Source organism: Rhodanobacter sp. Root179 (genome assembly GCF_001428465.1).
Classification (GTDB): domain Bacteria; phylum Pseudomonadota; class Gammaproteobacteria; order Xanthomonadales; family Rhodanobacteraceae; genus Rhodanobacter.
The window spans coordinates 18975-32819 of sequence record NZ_LMHR01000047.1; the positions used below are offsets into that span (position 1 = coordinate 18975).

Genomic DNA, 13845 nt, shown 5'->3' on the forward strand with positions numbered 1-13845 from the left:
CACGATGAAATTGAAACCGGCCACCTTGCGCACCTTCACCGCCCTGCATTCGTGGGTGGGCATGCTGGCGGGCTTCGCGCTGTTCGTGGCGTTCTATGCCGGCGCGATCACCGTGTTCCATCATTCGCTGCAGCAATGGGCCAGCCCGCAGCTTGCCGCCACCGCCTCGCTGGACGATGCGCAACAGCTGCTCGACCAGGTGCTGGCGCGCCACCCGGAAGCACGCGAACACCTGGGCATGACCTTCCCCGGCTACGAGCTGGCCGAGCCCACCGCGTACTGGCAGGACGCGCAAGGCGTCTGGCAATTCGCCACCCCGCAACAGCTGGCCGGCAGCCCGACCCCGCCGGGCGCCAGCCTGCCCGAGCTGGTCAACGAACTGCATTACACGCTGGGCCTGCCGCTGGTCGGCACCTGGCTGATGGGGCTGGTCAGCCTGCTGTACGGCGTCGCGCTGGTGTCGGGTTTCGTGATCCATCTGTCGCGGCTGTTCAAGGATCTGTTCGCGCTGCGCCCGGGGCGCAACCTCAAGCGCTTCTGGCAGGACGCACACAACGTGATCGGCGTGTTGAGCCTGCCGTTCCACATCGTGTTCGCGGTCACCGGCGCACTGCTGTGCCTGCTGTTCGTGCTGATGCTGGCGCTGAATCCGCTGGTCCACGACGGCAAGCTGATGGCCGCGTCGGCCGCGGCGATGGACACCGCGCCGATCGTGCAGAAGGCGGACGTTTCCCGGCCGCTGTCGCCACTGGCAAGCTGGCACGCACGCGCGATCGCGGTGGCGGCGGAACATGGCGTCGCCGATTTCGTGCCCGGCTACCTGAAGCTCGCCCATGCCGGCGATGCCCATGCCGTGGTCGAGATCACCGGCACTTCGCCGCGCGGACTCGGTGCCGGCGCGGTGGCGCTGGATGCCACCAGCGGCACCGTGCTGGCCACCCAGCTGCCCGGTTCGCGCGACGCCAACCACGCGGTGCTCACGGCGGTCTACGCGCTGCACTTCGGCGACTACGGCAATGTCGCGGTGCGATGGCTGTACTTCCTGCTGGGCCTGGGCGGCGCCTTTTTGTTCTATTCGGGCAACCTGTTGTGGATCGAGTCGCGGCGCAAGCGGCGACAGGCCGAACAGGGGCGCTCCTCGATCGTCATGGCGCGCGCCACGGTCGGCGTGTGCCTCGGCGTCTGCGTGGCGATCTCCGCAGCCTTCGTGGCGGCGCAACTGCTGCCCGCGCTGGGCTGGCGCGTCGATGCCGGCGAACGCTGGGTATGTTTCGGTAGCTGGGCGCTGTGCGTGGCCTGGGCAGCATGGCGCGCGCCCCTGCGTGCTGCCCGGGAACTGTTGTGGCTCGCCGCGATCGTCACCGCGCTGGTTCCGCTGGCCCATGGCTTCGTCACCGGCTGGTGGTTCTGGCGCAGCGCCGCGGCCGGTCACGGCGCCTTGCTGGCGATCGACCTGGGCGCGCTGGCGCTGGCGGCGGGCTTCGCCTCGCTGGCACGTGCGGCGTCACGGCGCAGCCGCCACGGTGACGGCAACAGCGTGTGGGCAGATCAGGCCCGGTAAGGAGCCAGCAAGGCGGGTTCGTCGAACAGCCCGGCCGGCAGCAGGTAACGCGGGTCGCGGCCGGCGGCCAGCAACTCGCGGATGCGGGTGGCGGAGATCTCCAGCGGCGTCACCGCCAGTTCGATGACCTTGCCGGCCGGCACACCGCGCACATCCGCGGTGTCGACGACGCGCCTGCACGCCACCTCGTCTTCCAGTTCATCCGGCAAGGTGGCCGATACGCCGGGCCGGCTCAGCACGCCGACATGGGCCACCGCGAACAGTTCGCGCCAGCGATGCCAGCTGGCCAGGTTGGCGAAGGCATCGGCGCCGACCAGCAGCACCAGCGGCCGCTCGCCCTGCTCCGCGCGCAACTCGTGCAAGGTGTCGATGGTGTACGAAGGGCCGGCGCGATCCAGCTCGCGCGTGTCCAGGGTGAGCCGTGCCTGGCCCTGCAGCGCCGCGCGCAGGATCGCCACCCGCTGCGCTGCCGAAGCCATCGGCGCGTCGCGATGCGGCGGCACGCTGGCCGGCATCAGGCGCACCTCGGCGTCGAGCAGTTCGGCCGCTTCCCACGCCACGCTGAGATGTCCCAGGTGCACCGGATCGAAGGTGCCACCGAAGATCGCGAGGGTCACGCCAGCGCCTTGGCTGCCCGCGGCTCCGCCAGTGCGGCGATCAGCCGTTCGGCCTCCTGCCACGGATTGCCCTGCTCGCGCCCCTTGACCATGCGGTCGATGCGCGAGGCGCGCGCCAGGCATTGCAGCCAGTGTTCGCGGGGCGCGCGGCGCAGCGCCTGGCGGAACAGGTTCTCGCGCGCCTGCCACAAGTGTTCGGCGCGGAACTGGGCAGCCAGGTCCGATGCATTGGCCAGGCGCAGGGCGAGCTGCAGCTGATTGACCAGCCAGCCCATCAGCGCCAGCAGCTCGTCGCCCTCCGAGCGCAGGCCGGCCAGGATGCGCAGCGCGCGGGCGCCGTCGCCCAGGAAGGCCGCGTCGGTGAGCTTGAACACGTCGTAGCGGGCGCTGTCGGCGACCAGGTTCTCCATCTCGGCGGCATCGATGCGGCCTTCGCCGTGCAGCACCGCGAGCTTGTCGATTTCCTGCGCGGCGGCCAGCAGATTGCCCTCGACGCGCTCCGCCAGCAGGGCCACCGCATCAGGCGTGGCGGACAGCTTGCGCGAGGCCAGCCGTGCGGTGATCCAGCTGGCCCATTCGTTCGGTCGCGGCGCGTTGAACACCACCATCGTGCCGCTGGCGTCGAGCTTCCTGCTCCAGGCGCCGTCGTGCTTGTTGCTCCACTCCATCGCGGTGATCAGCAAGGTGACGTCCGGCGGCGGATCGGCGCAGAACGCGGTGATCGCCTTGGCGCCCTCGATGCCGGGGCGGCCGGTGGGCAGGCGCAGATCGATCAGCCGCCGACTGGCAAACAGCGACATCGCCGCGCCGGAACGGGCCAGGTCGTTCCAGTCGAAATGCTGGCCAACCTCGAGCACCTCGCGCTCGCTGTAGCCGAGCCGGCGCGCCTGCGCGCGCAGGGCGTCGGCAGCTTCGAGCACCAGCAGTTGCTCACCGGCCAGCAGGTAGACCGGCTGCAGGCTGTCGCCCGCCAGCGCCTTCTGCCATTGACCGGGGTTGAGCGGCATCAGTGCGTGCTGGCGGCGCTGGCCGGCTCGGCCAGCTGGTGCTTGCTGGCCGCCTGCAGGCGGAACAGGATCGCCTGCACCATGTCGTCATTGAGGCTGCGCTGCAGCTCCTGCACCTGCGATTCGTTGCCGACGGTATTGCTGGCGTCGTAGCTGTATTCGCGCGACATGTCGATGCGCTGGACCGGCAGCAGCGGATGGCCGTCCGCATCGGTCACGTCGAACTCGACGTGGTAGCGCACCGCGTACTCGGTGATCCGCACGTAACCTCCGGCGCTAAGCGTCTCCGTGCTGAACCGGGCCGTCGGCACGCGCAGTTCGGCGACGCCCGGGCCGGCGGCGTCCTCGATCGTGACGTCCGAGGTTTCCAGCGCACGGGTCAGCCGGCGCTCGAGCTCGCCACCGCCATTGACGGTGACGTGCATGCGCTGCATCTGCGCGGGCAGGTTCGCGTTTTCGCGCAGGTGGAAGCCGCAGGCGGACAGCGCCAGCGTGGTGGCCAGCAGCGACGCGAGCTGGAACAGGCGAGCGGTTTTCATGAAGTTCATCCTGCGACGATGTTGACGATCTTGCCGGGCACCACGATCACCTTGCGCACGGTCAAGCCTTCCAGGAAATGGGCCACCTGCGGCTGCGCCAGCGCCATGGCCTCGGCGTCTTCCTTCGAGGCGCTGGCGGCGACCTCGATGGTAGCGCGCAATTTGCCGTTGACCTGCACCGCCAGCGTCAGCGTGTCGCGCACCAGCGCGGCCTGATCGACCCGCGGCCACGGCTGGTCCTCCAGCACGCTTTCGGGATGACCCAGCACCTGCCACAAGGCGTGGCTGACGTGAGGCACCACCGGATTCAGCAGCAATACCATCGCTTCCAGCGCCTCGTGGCGCACGGCGCGGCCCTGGTCACTCTGGTCGTTGAATTTGCCCAGCGCATTGAGCAGTTCCATCAGCGCCGCGATCGCGGTGTTGAACGCGTGGCGGCGACCGAAGTCGTCACTGACTTTCTGGATCGTCTCGTGCAATTGGCGACGCAAGGCTTTCTGGCCTGCGTCCAGGCTGGCCGGATCAGTCACCGCATGATCGGGGCCAGCCGCGTGCGTAGTCACCTCGCGCCACAGCCGCTTGAGGAACCGCGCCATGCCCTCGACGCCGGCCTCGCTCCATTCCAGCGACTGCTCCGGTGGCGCGGCGAACATCGAGAACAGCCGCACCGTGTCGGCGCCGTACTTGTCCACCATGGTCTGCGGATCGATGCCGTTGTTCTTCGACTTCGACATCTTCTCGGTGCCACCGATCTTCACCGGCTCGCCATCAGCCTTGAGTACGGCGCCGGTCACGCGCGCCTTGTCGTCGCGCTGGATCTCGACATCGGCCGGGTTGATCCAGTCCTTCGAGCCATCGGCGTTGTCGCGGTAGAACGTCTCGGCGATCACCATGCCCTGGCACAGCAGGTTCTGCGCCGGCTCGTCCGAATGCACCATGCCCGCGTCGCGCAGCAGCTTGTGATAGAAGCGGAAGTACAGCAGGTGCATGATCGCGTGTTCGATGCCGCCGACGTACTGGTCTACCGGCAGCCAGTAGTTGGCGCGTTCGTCGATCTGCGCATTCGCGCCGGGGCTGGTGTAGCGCGCGTAGTACCAGCTCGACTCCATGAAGGTGTCGAAGGTGTCGGTCTCGCGTTCGGCCGGGCCGCCGCACTGCGGGCAGGTGGTCTTGCGCCACTCCGGATCGGCCTTGATCGGCGACTGCACGCCGCTGAACGCCACGTCCTCGGGCAGCACCACCGGCAGCTGGTCTTCGGGCACCGGCACCGCCTCGCACTGCGGGCAGTAGATCACCGGGATCGGGCAGCCCCAGTAGCGCTGGCGGCTGACGCCCCAGTCGCGCAGGCGGAAGTTGACCCGGCGCTGGCCGCGGCCCTCGGCCTCGAAGCGCCTGGCCAGTGCTTCCAGCGCCTGCTGGAAGTCGAGCCCGTCGTACTCGCCGGAATTCACCAGGATGCCGCGCTCGGTGAAGGCGCACTGCTCCATCACCCGCTGCTCGAAATCCTCGATGACCTGCACCGCGGACTTCGTATCGTAGGCGTCGGTATCGCCGCCGCCGAGCGCCGCGCGCATCGGATCGGCGCCGACGCCAAGGGACAGGTCGTGGCCGATTTCGCGCACCGCGTCGAGCACGCTGCGGTCGACCACCACCATCCTGATCGGCAGGCTGTAGCGCTTGGCGAATTCCCAGTCGCGCTGGTCGTGGCCGGGCACCGCCATCACCGCGCCGGTGCCGTAGTTCATCAGCACGAAGTTCGCCACGTACACCGGCAGCGCCTCGCCGGTGATCGGGTGGACGGCACGCAGGCCGGTGTCCATGCCGCGCTTTTCCTGGGTCTCCATTTCCGCTTCGGAGACGCCGCCCTGGCGCAGGCCGGCGATGAACTCGGCCAGCGCCGGACGCGCCAGCGCCGCGTACTGGGCCAGTGGATGCTCGGCCGCGATCGACAGGAAGGTCACGCCCATCAGCGTGTCCGGCCGCGTGGTGAACACCGTGATCGGTTCCACCGGCGCCTCGTCGTCATTGACGTCGAAGCGGATTTCCAGCCCTTCGCTGCGGCCCAGCCAGTTGCGCTGCATGGTCTTCACCGCATCGGGCCAGCCCGGCAGCGTGTCCAGCCCGTCGAGCAATTCGGGCGCGTAGTCGGTGATCTTCAGGAACCACTGCGGGATCTCGCGCTTCTCCACCACGGCGCCCGAGCGCCAGCCGCGGCCGTCGACCACCTGCTCGTTGGCCAGCACGGTCTGGTCGATCGGGTCCCAGTTCACCACCGCGTTCTTGCGGTACGCCATGCCCTTCTTCAGCAGGCGGGTGAACATCAGCTGTTCCCAGCGGTAATAGTCCGGCCGGCAGGTGGCGAACTCGCGGGTCCAGTCGATCGCGTAACCCAGCGACTTCAGCTGGCTGCGCATGTGGTCGATGTTGGCGTAGGTCCATTTGGCCGGCGCGGTCTTGTTCTTGATCGCGGCGTTCTCGGCCGGCAGGCCGAACGCGTCCCAGCCCATCGGCTGCAGCACGTTCTTGCCCTGCATGCTCTGGTAACGGCTGATCACGTCGCCAATGGTGTAGTTGCGCACGTGGCCCATGTGCAGCGCGCCGGACGGGTACGGCAGCATCGACAGGCAGTAGAACTTCGGCCGCGTGTCGTCCTCGACCACCTCGTACGCGCGCTGCGCGGTCCAGTAATGCTGGGCGGCGGCCTCCACGGCCTGCGGGCGATAGCCGGCTTCGTCCTGCTCGGGGGTGGTCGGGGCTTGGGTGTCCTGCATGATCATGCTGCCATATGCGATTGATGCGGACCGGCGAAAGCCGGCCCGAGGGAACTGGTCAGACTAGCCCAGCGCGGGCCGGCCGCCAAGCCGGAACGCTATTCCTGCGGGCACGCCGCGGCCTGCCCCGCGCCCAGCGCACGCCCGGCCGCGGCGATCTGCGCCGCGATGCGGGCGATCGCCCGCTGGTGACCTTGAACCAGGGCTGGATAACCCGGCCCCACCGGCTCGCTGACCAGGCTGGTGCACGACAGCGTGGCCGCTTGCGCGCCGTGCAGCAGGCGCACGCTCCACGCACCCTCGATCAGCGCCTGGCCGCCGGGTTGCGAATCGAACCGGCGCAGGTCCAGCTTGATCCGCAGCAGCGGCTGACTGCCGGCCGGCAGGCCGCTGACGTCCTGGCTGTGCAGCTCGCGCGCCAGGTCGGCGGCCAGCGCACTGCGCACTTCGTCGCCCAGTGGCGCGATCCAGCGTTCGCTGCCAAGCACGGCCATGCCTTCGGCGCCCTCGCGCACCACCAGCTGCGGCTGGTCGACCTGGGCCGGGATGCCCACCGGCAACAGCTCGAACGGCAGCGACCCGGCGGCCGGGGTCGGCGCGCCCGCATCGGCCGGCGCCACCAGGGTGTAGTAATGCAGCGGTGCGGAAGCGCAGGCGGCCAGTAGCAGGGCCGCCGCCAGCGTGGCTGAAACCTGCGTGACGCGACGGATCATGGCTTGCTCCCTGAGGCCGGCTGCGGCGCCGGCGCGGCGGTTTTCGGTGCGGTGGTTTTCGGGGTCGACGGCGCCGGGTCCGGACGACGGCCGCGGATCAGCGACTCCGGATGGCCGCCCAGGTAATCGGTCAGCACGCGCAGCGAACGCGCCATGCGCTGCACCTGTTCCAGCGTGGCGCCCAGGTTCTGCTGCAGCGGCGAATCACTGGCCAGCGCATCGTTGGCCGTGCCCATGGTCTGCTGCACGCCGTGCAGGGTGTCCTTCACCGCCGGCAGCGTCTCGCCATTGACCTGCTTCAGCGTGGCGTTGAGGCCAGCCAGGGTCTGGTCCAGGTTCTGGCCGATGCTGTCGAACGGGATCTTGTCGAGCTTGTCGACGATCTCGGCCAGCTGCTCCTGCAGCTTGTCGAAGCTGCCCGGTACGGTCGGCAGGGTCAGCGGTTTCGCGCTCGGGTCGAACGCCACCTTCGGTGTCTTCGGCACGAAGTCCAGCGCCACATACAACTGCCCGGTGAGCAGGTTGCCGGTGCGCGCCTGGGCGCGCAGGCCGTGATCGACCAGTCGGCCGATCATCTGCGAAAGGTCGGGATTCTCCCCGCGCTCCCGGGCCAGCGCCTCCAGCTTGTCGTAGGCGGCGCCGAGTCGCTGCGGATAGATCACCGCGCCCACCACCACCGGGAAGCGCTGCTTCTGCTCGTCGTAATCCAGCCGCACCGACACCACCTTGCCGATGTTGATGCCGAGGAACTCCACCGGCGCATCGACCGCCAGGCCGCGCACCGACTGCTCGAAGCGCATGCGGATGTAGTGCGGCGTGCCATCCGGCGGCGCCATCGCGGTGGCCTGGTCGCCGAACAGCTTGAAGGCGTTGTCTTCCGGCGCAGGCGTGCCGTCGTGCGGGCCGGGCGGGTCCTGGAAGGCCACGCCGCCGGCCAGCACGGTGGCCAGCGACTGGGTGTTGAGGGTCAGTCCGTTCGCGCCCAGCGACACATCCACGCCGCTGGCATTCCAGAAGCGCGAGGAGCGGGTGACGAAGCGGTCGTTCGGGCCATCGATGAAGATCTGCAGCGAGACGCCCTTGCCGTCCTTGTCCAGCTGGTAGGACACCACCCGACCCACCTGGATGCGCCGGTAATAGATCGGCGAGCCGATGTCGAGCGAGCCCAGGTCGTCGCTGTGCAGGACGAAACTCCGGCCGGGCGCGCCGTGGGTCACCGGCGGCGGAATCTCCAGGCCCTTGAAGTCGTCCTTGTACTCGGTGGAGTCACCCACGTCGGCACCGATGAACGCGCCGGACAGCAAGGTGTCGATGCCGGACACGCCGCCCAGCCCGATGCGCGGACGCACGACCCAGAACCGGGTGTCGGCGGTGGCGAAACCCTCGGCGCTCTTTTCCAGCGCCACGTTGACCAGCACGTGGCTGCGGTCGCTGCTGAGGTGGATCTTGCTGACCCGGCCGATCACCACGTTCTTGTACTTCACCGGCGTCTTGCCCGCCTCCAGCCCTTCGGCGCTCTGGAAGCTGATCACCACGTGCGGGCCGGCCTGCAGCCAGTTGCTGACCACCAGAGACAGGCCGACCAGGGCCGCCAGCGCCGGAATCAGCCAGATCAGCGAGGCATTGAAGCGGCGCCGCTTCACCACCGGCCGCGGCAAGTCGCCGTCGTCTGGCGGTACCGGTTGGGTTTGCATGTCGTCAGTCATCCGAATCCTTGCCGTCCCAGATCAGGCGGGGGTCAAAACTCATCGAGGCAAACATGGTCAGCACCACGGTCAGCCCGAAAAAGATCACGCCCGGCAGTGGTTCCACCAGGCTCAGCACGCTGAAGCGCACCAGCGCCGTCAGCAGCGCCACCACGAACACGTCCAGCATCGACCAGTAGCCGATCAGCTCGACCAGCCGGTACAGCTTCGCACGCTGCGGCCGGGCCCAGGCACTGCCTTGCTGGCTGCTCACCAGCAGCACGCTCAGGGCGAGAAACTTCAGCACCGGCACCACGATGCTGGCGGTAAACACGATCACCGCCAGGTTCGGCGAGCCGGCCCGCCACAACTCCACCACCCCGCTGATGATGGTGTTGTCGTCGATGTCGTTGAGGCTGGCGGTGCGCATGATCGGCAGCACGTTGGCCGGGATGTACATCAGGAACGCGGCGATCAGCAGCGCCCAGGTCCGCGCGAAGCTGTCCGGCTTGCGCCGGCGCAACGTGCTGGCGCAGCGCGGGCAGGCCATCGCATCGTCCACGCCGTCGCCGTCCAGTTGCGCGTCGCCCGGCACGTTGCGGCACACCAGCCCGCATACCGTGCAGGCGATCAGGCCCAGCTCGGCGGCGCGCGGCAAGGCGCTCATGCGGCCGACTCCAGGTCCTCGTTCCACAACTGGCGCAGATCCACGCCCGCGAAGATGGTGATCAGCAGGGTCAGCGCCGCGTAGGCGTAAATGCCCGGATCGGCGGTGACGTCGAAATAGGTGTGCGCCTTGACGATCGCCACCAGCGCACCCAGCACGAACACCTCGCTCATCGTCCACGGGCCCAGCCGGTGCAGGATCACCATCAGCGGCACGAAACCCGGCGCGCGGCGGCCGGCGCGGGCAAACCACAGCAGCCAGCCCAGCAGGGACATCTTCAGCAGGGGGAAAAAGAACAGCGTGGCGGCCACCAGCACCGAGACGATCTGCGAATGCTCGCGCCACATCGCCAGGATCACGCCCCACAAGGTGGTGCTGCTGTGCTGGCCGCTCAGGCCCAGGGTCACGATTGGCCACAGGTTGGCCTGCACGAACACGATCGCCGCGGTCAGGATCAGCGCCAGCATCGCGTTCACGCTCAGCAGATGGTGCCGCTCCAGCTCCGCGGCACACAGTGCACAGCGCGCCACTTCCCCACGCTCCAGCACGCGCCGGCGGTAGACCGTGTCGCAGTGCTCGCAGATCAGCAGCTTTTCTGGATAGGCCTTGCCCATGCACCCGGTGCCTTGCTTCGGCGTGACAGTCCGTGGATTCTCGCAAATCTGGCGTGAACGCGCTGCTTGATATGCTGCGTGGGAACCCTGATCTGAACCGACATTCACCAAGCTGGAGTTTCCCGTGACCGATGCTGCCACCGTTTCCCACGTCTTCGACGTGGACCAGCAGACCTTCGAAGCCGACGTGCTGCAGGCCTCGCTGAGCACGCCGATCCTGGTCGACTTCTGGGCCACCTGGTGCGAACCGTGCAAGACGCTGGGCCCGATGCTGGAAAAGCTCGCCGCCGAATTCAACGGCGCGTTCCGGCTGGGCAAGGTCGACGTGGACACCCAGCAGGAGCTGGCCGGCATGTTCGGCATCAAGAGCATCCCCACCGTGATGCTGGTGAAGGATGGCCAGGTGCTCGACGGCTTCGCCGGCGCCCTGCCCGAAGGCCAGCTGCGCGAATTCCTGCTGCGCCACGTGCAGCCGCTGGAAGCAGCCGCGGGCGATGAAATGGCCGCCACCGCCGAGGAACCCGCCCAGGCCGTGAACCGCCTGCAGCAGGCGATCGCCGCCGAGCCGAACAAGCCCGAGCTGAAACTGGACCTGGCCGTGGCCCTGATGCGCAACGAGCAGATCGACGCGGCCGAAGCCGAACTCGCCGCCCTGCCCGCCAACCTCGCCACCGACGCGCGCGCCGTGCGCCTGCGCAGCGAGCTGGAGCTGGCCCATTCGCTGCAGGACGCGCCGGAACGGGCGGCGCTGCTGCAGCGCCTGCAAGCCAACGCCGAAGACTGGGAAGCCCACGATCAACTCGGCGTGCGCCTGCTGCTCGAAGGCGACGCCGCCGGCGGGCTCGACCAGTTCCTGCTGATCCTGCAGAAGGCCCGCGACTGGAACGACGGCCAGGGCAAGAAGCGCCTGCTGGCGGCCTTCGCCACCCTCGACGACGCCGAACTGGTCAGTCGCTACCGACGGAAGATGGCGTCGCTGTTGTTCTGATTGTTGGGCACGGGGAACGCCAAAGCATTCCACCCGCCACAACCCCACCCCAGCCCTCCCCTGCCTGCAGGGGAGGGCTGGGGTGGGGTCGCTCTCGCTCCTGGTTTTCAAATCCCGGAGCACTGAAGCCCCCCTCCCAACCTCCCCCTGCTCGCCCTCCGGGCAAGCAAGGGGAGGAGCAAGGCGGCCGCGAGGCGAGGCATCCCAATCCGTACGCCACCGTATGCTCATGTAATATCCGTCATTCCCCCGGCATCCGACGAATCCCCATGCGCGCCTCCACCTTCCGCCGCCTGCTCAACCTGTGGCCGCCGTTCCTGTTCAACGCGATCCGCCTGCAGTCGCTCAGCGACGACTACACCGAGGCGAAGGTGGTGCTGCGGCTGCGCCCGTGGAACCGCAATTACGTGAAGAGCCAGTTCGGCGGCAACCTGTTCGCCATGGTCGATCCGTTCTGGATGCTGCTGGCGATGCACCAGCTGGGCAGCGACTACTACGTGTGGGACAAGGCCGGCACGATCGACTTCGTGGCGCCGGGCTACGAGGACGTCTACGCCCACTTCACGCTCGAACCCGGCGTGGTCGACGAACTGCGCGCGGCCGCCGCCAGCGGCGAGAAGGTGTTGCGCTGGTTCGAGACCGAAGTGACCACTGCGTCAGGCAAGGTCATCGCCGTGGTGCGCAAGCAGATCTACGTGCGGCTCAAGCCACGAGTACGCTGAGCGCGTAGCTCAGCCGCTCTCCCGCTCGAAGCGCATCACCGCTTCGAGTTCGGCCTCGGCTCGCTGCACGGCTGCGCCGGCCAGGCGGTTCGCAAGCCATGGCAGTCGGCCCATCCGGCACAGCACGAGGTAGGCCAGGCCTACCGCGGCCAACGAGACGACCGCGGACAGCACCAGCCAGGTCACCGTCCCCGGACGGAGGTGGTCCCACAGATTCACCCCGACGCGGTCGCCTTCGTATTGCGCAAGCATCAGCAAGGCAGGAATCCAGATCACGCAGCCGATGACCGCAAAAACCGGCGCCTCCACCTTGACCCGCCATGCGCGGAGAACGGCGATACGCCGCTGGATTTCCAGCACCGGCGAGGCATAGTCGATCGCCTGCACCAGCGCGAGCGCCCGCGCCGGGAAGAACACCGACAGGGTGCCGAAGACCTGCATGACGATCCCGCACGCCATCGAGCCGGCATCGCCCAGGTGGGTCGACCAGAAGCTGATGCCCCACAGCATCATCGCGATACCCAAGGGGATCTGCAGGGCAAAGGTCCATGCCAGCGGCTGCAGACGCCGGCGCACGTGCTCCAGCTTGCCATCTCGAAACAGCTGCAGGTTCAGCGAATGCTGTTGCGCCAACCGGCGATCCAGCACCTGCCAGGCCAGCTTCATGTCATCCAGTTCCATCGTCATGTTCCGGTGGTTTGTGCAGCGGTCATCTGGCCGCGCAGTTTCTGCTTGATGCGGCTGATCTTGGTCGCCACGTTGGTTTCGCTGATGCCGAGGATCTCGGCCATCTCGGTGTAGTTGCGGTCTTCCAGGTACAGCAGGATCAGCGCGCGATTGAGCGGATCGAGCTGGCCGATGAAGGCGTACAGCGCGGTCAGCCGTTCGTCCGGTTCGGCGATGCCCTCGCCCCCGCCGACCGTCTCCAGGTGATGCGTTTCCAGCGGCTCGAAACGGTCGGATTCCGACCAGCGCTCACGCCGCGCCTGCGAGATCGCCACGTTCAACGCGATGCGGTACATCCAGGTGGAAAACTTCGCGCGCGCCTCGTCATACCCGCCGAACGAACGCCACAGCTGCGCGCTGATCTCCTGCACCAGGTCGTCGCGGTCGGCGGCGCTGCGGCTGTACAGGCCGGCAACCTTGAACACGATCCGGCGATGTTCGTGCAGCAGCGATTCGAAGCGTTGCTGGTGTGGTCTGGCCGTCATGTATGCTGATCTTCCCCCTAGTTCATCCCATGATTCGCAGGGCCGCGAAAAAAATCACGGCGGTTGCCGCCCGGCAGGCGCACTATGCATCGCATCCGCCCGTTCGCCACGGAGGCTGCGATGACGGCTGTCGATTTCGTGTTGTCCCGAGCACGCCACCTGAGCCCCGGCAGCTTCGCCCTGGTCATGGCCACCGGCATCGTCTCGATCGACCTCGACCAGCACGGCCTGCGCGCACTGGCGCTGGTGCTGTTCGGCGCGAACCTGCTGGCCTGGCTGCTCCTGCTGGCACTCACCACCGTGCGGCTGGTCCGCTTCCGCCGCGAACTGGTCGCCGATTTCGTGCACCCGGGCCGCGGCGCCGGCTTCCTCACCCTGGCCGCCGCCACCTGCGTGCTGGGCAGCCAGTGCCTGATGGTGGTGCACCTTCCAGCGCTGGCGCGTGCGCTGGCCCTGCTCGGCGCGCTGTTCTGGGCGGCGCTGATCTATCTGTTCTTCGCCGCCACCATCACCGCACGGATCAAGCCCGGCTTCACCCGCAGCATCAACGGCGGCTGGCTGGTCGCGGTGGTATCGACCCAGGCGCTGGCCGTGCTGATGACCCTGCTGATCGCGAACGATCCCGACGCCGGCTCCGGCTGGCTGTTCGGCGCGCTGTGCCTGTACCTGCTCGGCGGCGCGCTGTACCTGCTGATCATCACCCTGGTCGTCTACCGCATGGTGTTCTTTCCGCTGCGCGCCCGCGAATTC

At 68.1% G+C, this 13845-nt stretch carries 13 protein-coding genes and 1 pseudogene; 4 read left to right on the forward strand and 10 right to left on the reverse strand.

All coding sequences use genetic code 11. The annotated features are described in order from the left end of the window. Nucleotides 1–4: 4 nt before the first annotated feature. Nucleotides 5–1561 carry a PepSY-associated TM helix domain-containing protein gene (locus ASD82_RS03040; RefSeq protein WP_056715226.1) on the forward strand — a complete coding sequence of 519 codons (1557 nt, stop codon included), beginning with the start codon at nt 5–7 and terminating at the stop codon, nt 1559–1561. Here the strand turns inward: ASD82_RS03040 and nadD are convergent. From nadD to ASD82_RS03080, 8 genes are all read right to left on the reverse strand, one after another. Further along, nucleotides 1549–2178, reverse strand: coding sequence for a nicotinate-nucleotide adenylyltransferase (gene nadD, locus ASD82_RS03045; protein ID WP_056715228.1), 630 nt, complete (start codon nt 2176–2178; stop codon nt 1549–1551). The genes ASD82_RS03040 and nadD overlap by 13 nt on opposite strands. Next, on the reverse strand, nt 2175–3185 hold the full coding sequence (gene holA / locus ASD82_RS03050; protein WP_056715230.1) for a DNA polymerase III subunit delta: 1011 nt from the start codon (nt 3183–3185) through the stop codon (nt 2175–2177). The genes nadD and holA overlap by 4 nt, the downstream gene beginning before the upstream one ends. Beyond that, a complete protein-coding gene (lptE, locus tag ASD82_RS03055; RefSeq protein ID WP_056715233.1) occupies nt 3185–3733 on the reverse strand; it encodes an LPS assembly lipoprotein LptE in 549 nt (182 codons plus the stop codon). Before lptE ends, holA begins: the two co-directional genes overlap by 1 nt. Then, on the reverse strand, nt 3730–6495 hold the full coding sequence (gene leuS, locus ASD82_RS03060; protein ID WP_082585223.1) for a leucine--tRNA ligase: 2766 nt from the start codon (nt 6493–6495) through the stop codon (nt 3730–3732). The genes lptE and leuS overlap by 4 nt, the downstream gene beginning before the upstream one ends. A gap of 98 nt (nt 6496–6593) precedes the next feature. Beyond that, nucleotides 6594–7208, reverse strand: a complete 615-nt coding sequence (locus ASD82_RS03065; RefSeq protein ID WP_056715239.1) for a PqiC family protein — start codon at nt 7206–7208, stop codon at nt 6594–6596. Beyond that, a complete protein-coding gene (locus tag ASD82_RS03070) occupies nt 7205–8914 on the reverse strand; it encodes an MlaD family protein (protein ID WP_056715242.1) in 1710 nt (569 codons plus the stop codon). Before ASD82_RS03070 ends, ASD82_RS03065 begins: the two co-directional genes overlap by 4 nt. Then, the gene (locus tag ASD82_RS03075; protein WP_056715245.1) at nt 8907–9560 is read right to left on the reverse strand and encodes a paraquat-inducible protein A; all 654 of its coding nucleotides are present in this window, start codon (nt 9558–9560) and stop codon (nt 8907–8909) included. Before ASD82_RS03075 ends, ASD82_RS03070 begins: the two co-directional genes overlap by 8 nt. Beyond that, a complete protein-coding gene (locus tag ASD82_RS03080) occupies nt 9557–10174 on the reverse strand; it encodes a paraquat-inducible protein A (RefSeq protein WP_056715248.1) in 618 nt (205 codons plus the stop codon). Before ASD82_RS03080 ends, ASD82_RS03075 begins: the two co-directional genes overlap by 4 nt. A gap of 124 nt (nt 10175–10298) precedes the next feature. On the opposite strand from ASD82_RS03080, the gene trxA reads away from it, so the two are divergent. Both trxA and ASD82_RS03090 read left to right on the forward strand, forming a co-directional pair. After that, nucleotides 10299–11162 (forward strand): thioredoxin, encoded by an 864-nt coding sequence (trxA, locus tag ASD82_RS03085; RefSeq protein ID WP_056715251.1) that lies wholly within the window; start codon nt 10299–10301, stop codon nt 11160–11162. A gap of 269 nt (nt 11163–11431) precedes the next feature. Beyond that, entirely contained in the window at nt 11432–11884 is a 453-nt protein-coding gene (locus ASD82_RS03090; protein ID WP_056715254.1) for a DUF4442 domain-containing protein, read from the forward strand. 9 nt (nt 11885–11893) lie between these two features. Here ASD82_RS03090 and ASD82_RS03095 read toward each other — a convergent pair whose 3' ends face one another. Both ASD82_RS03095 and ASD82_RS03100 read right to left on the reverse strand, forming a co-directional pair. Next, on the reverse strand, nt 11894–12550 hold the full coding sequence (locus ASD82_RS03095) for a hypothetical protein (RefSeq protein WP_235580621.1): 657 nt from the start codon (nt 12548–12550) through the stop codon (nt 11894–11896). 17 nt (nt 12551–12567) lie between these two features. Then, the gene (locus ASD82_RS03100) at nt 12568–13095 is read right to left on the reverse strand and encodes a sigma-70 family RNA polymerase sigma factor (RefSeq protein WP_056715260.1); all 528 of its coding nucleotides are present in this window, start codon (nt 13093–13095) and stop codon (nt 12568–12570) included. 120 nt (nt 13096–13215) lie between these two features. Between ASD82_RS03100 and ASD82_RS03105 the strand changes: the two are divergent. Next, a pseudogene (locus tag ASD82_RS03105) lies at nt 13216–13845 on the forward strand (C4-dicarboxylate ABC transporter); the annotation flags it as partial.

Coding starts and splice junctions, on each gene's coding strand:
- ASD82_RS03080 (WP_056715248.1), bottom strand. CDS start 10,174: ATGGGCAAGGCCTATCCAGAAAAGCTGCTGATCTGCGAGCACTGCGAC.
- ASD82_RS03090 (WP_056715254.1), top strand. CDS start 11,432: ATGCGCGCCTCCACCTTCCGCCGCCTGCTCAACCTGTGGCCGCCGTTC.
- ASD82_RS03075 (WP_056715245.1), bottom strand. CDS start 9,560: ATGAGCGCCTTGCCGCGCGCCGCCGAGCTGGGCCTGATCGCCTGCACG.
- ASD82_RS03065 (WP_056715239.1), bottom strand. CDS start 7,208: ATGATCCGTCGCGTCACGCAGGTTTCAGCCACGCTGGCGGCGGCCCTG.
- leuS (WP_082585223.1), bottom strand. CDS start 6,495: ATGCAGGACACCCAAGCCCCGACCACCCCCGAGCAGGACGAAGCCGGC.
- ASD82_RS03095 (WP_235580621.1), bottom strand. CDS start 12,550: ATGAAGCTGGCCTGGCAGGTGCTGGATCGCCGGTTGGCGCAACAGCAT.
- holA (WP_056715230.1), bottom strand. CDS start 3,185: ATGCCGCTCAACCCCGGTCAATGGCAGAAGGCGCTGGCGGGCGACAGC.
- lptE (WP_056715233.1), bottom strand. CDS start 3,733: ATGAACTTCATGAAAACCGCTCGCCTGTTCCAGCTCGCGTCGCTGCTG.
- ASD82_RS03100 (WP_056715260.1), bottom strand. CDS start 13,095: ATGACGGCCAGACCACACCAGCAACGCTTCGAATCGCTGCTGCACGAA.
- ASD82_RS03040 (WP_056715226.1), top strand. CDS start 5: ATGAAATTGAAACCGGCCACCTTGCGCACCTTCACCGCCCTGCATTCG.
- ASD82_RS03070 (WP_056715242.1), bottom strand. CDS start 8,914: ATGACTGACGACATGCAAACCCAACCGGTACCGCCAGACGACGGCGAC.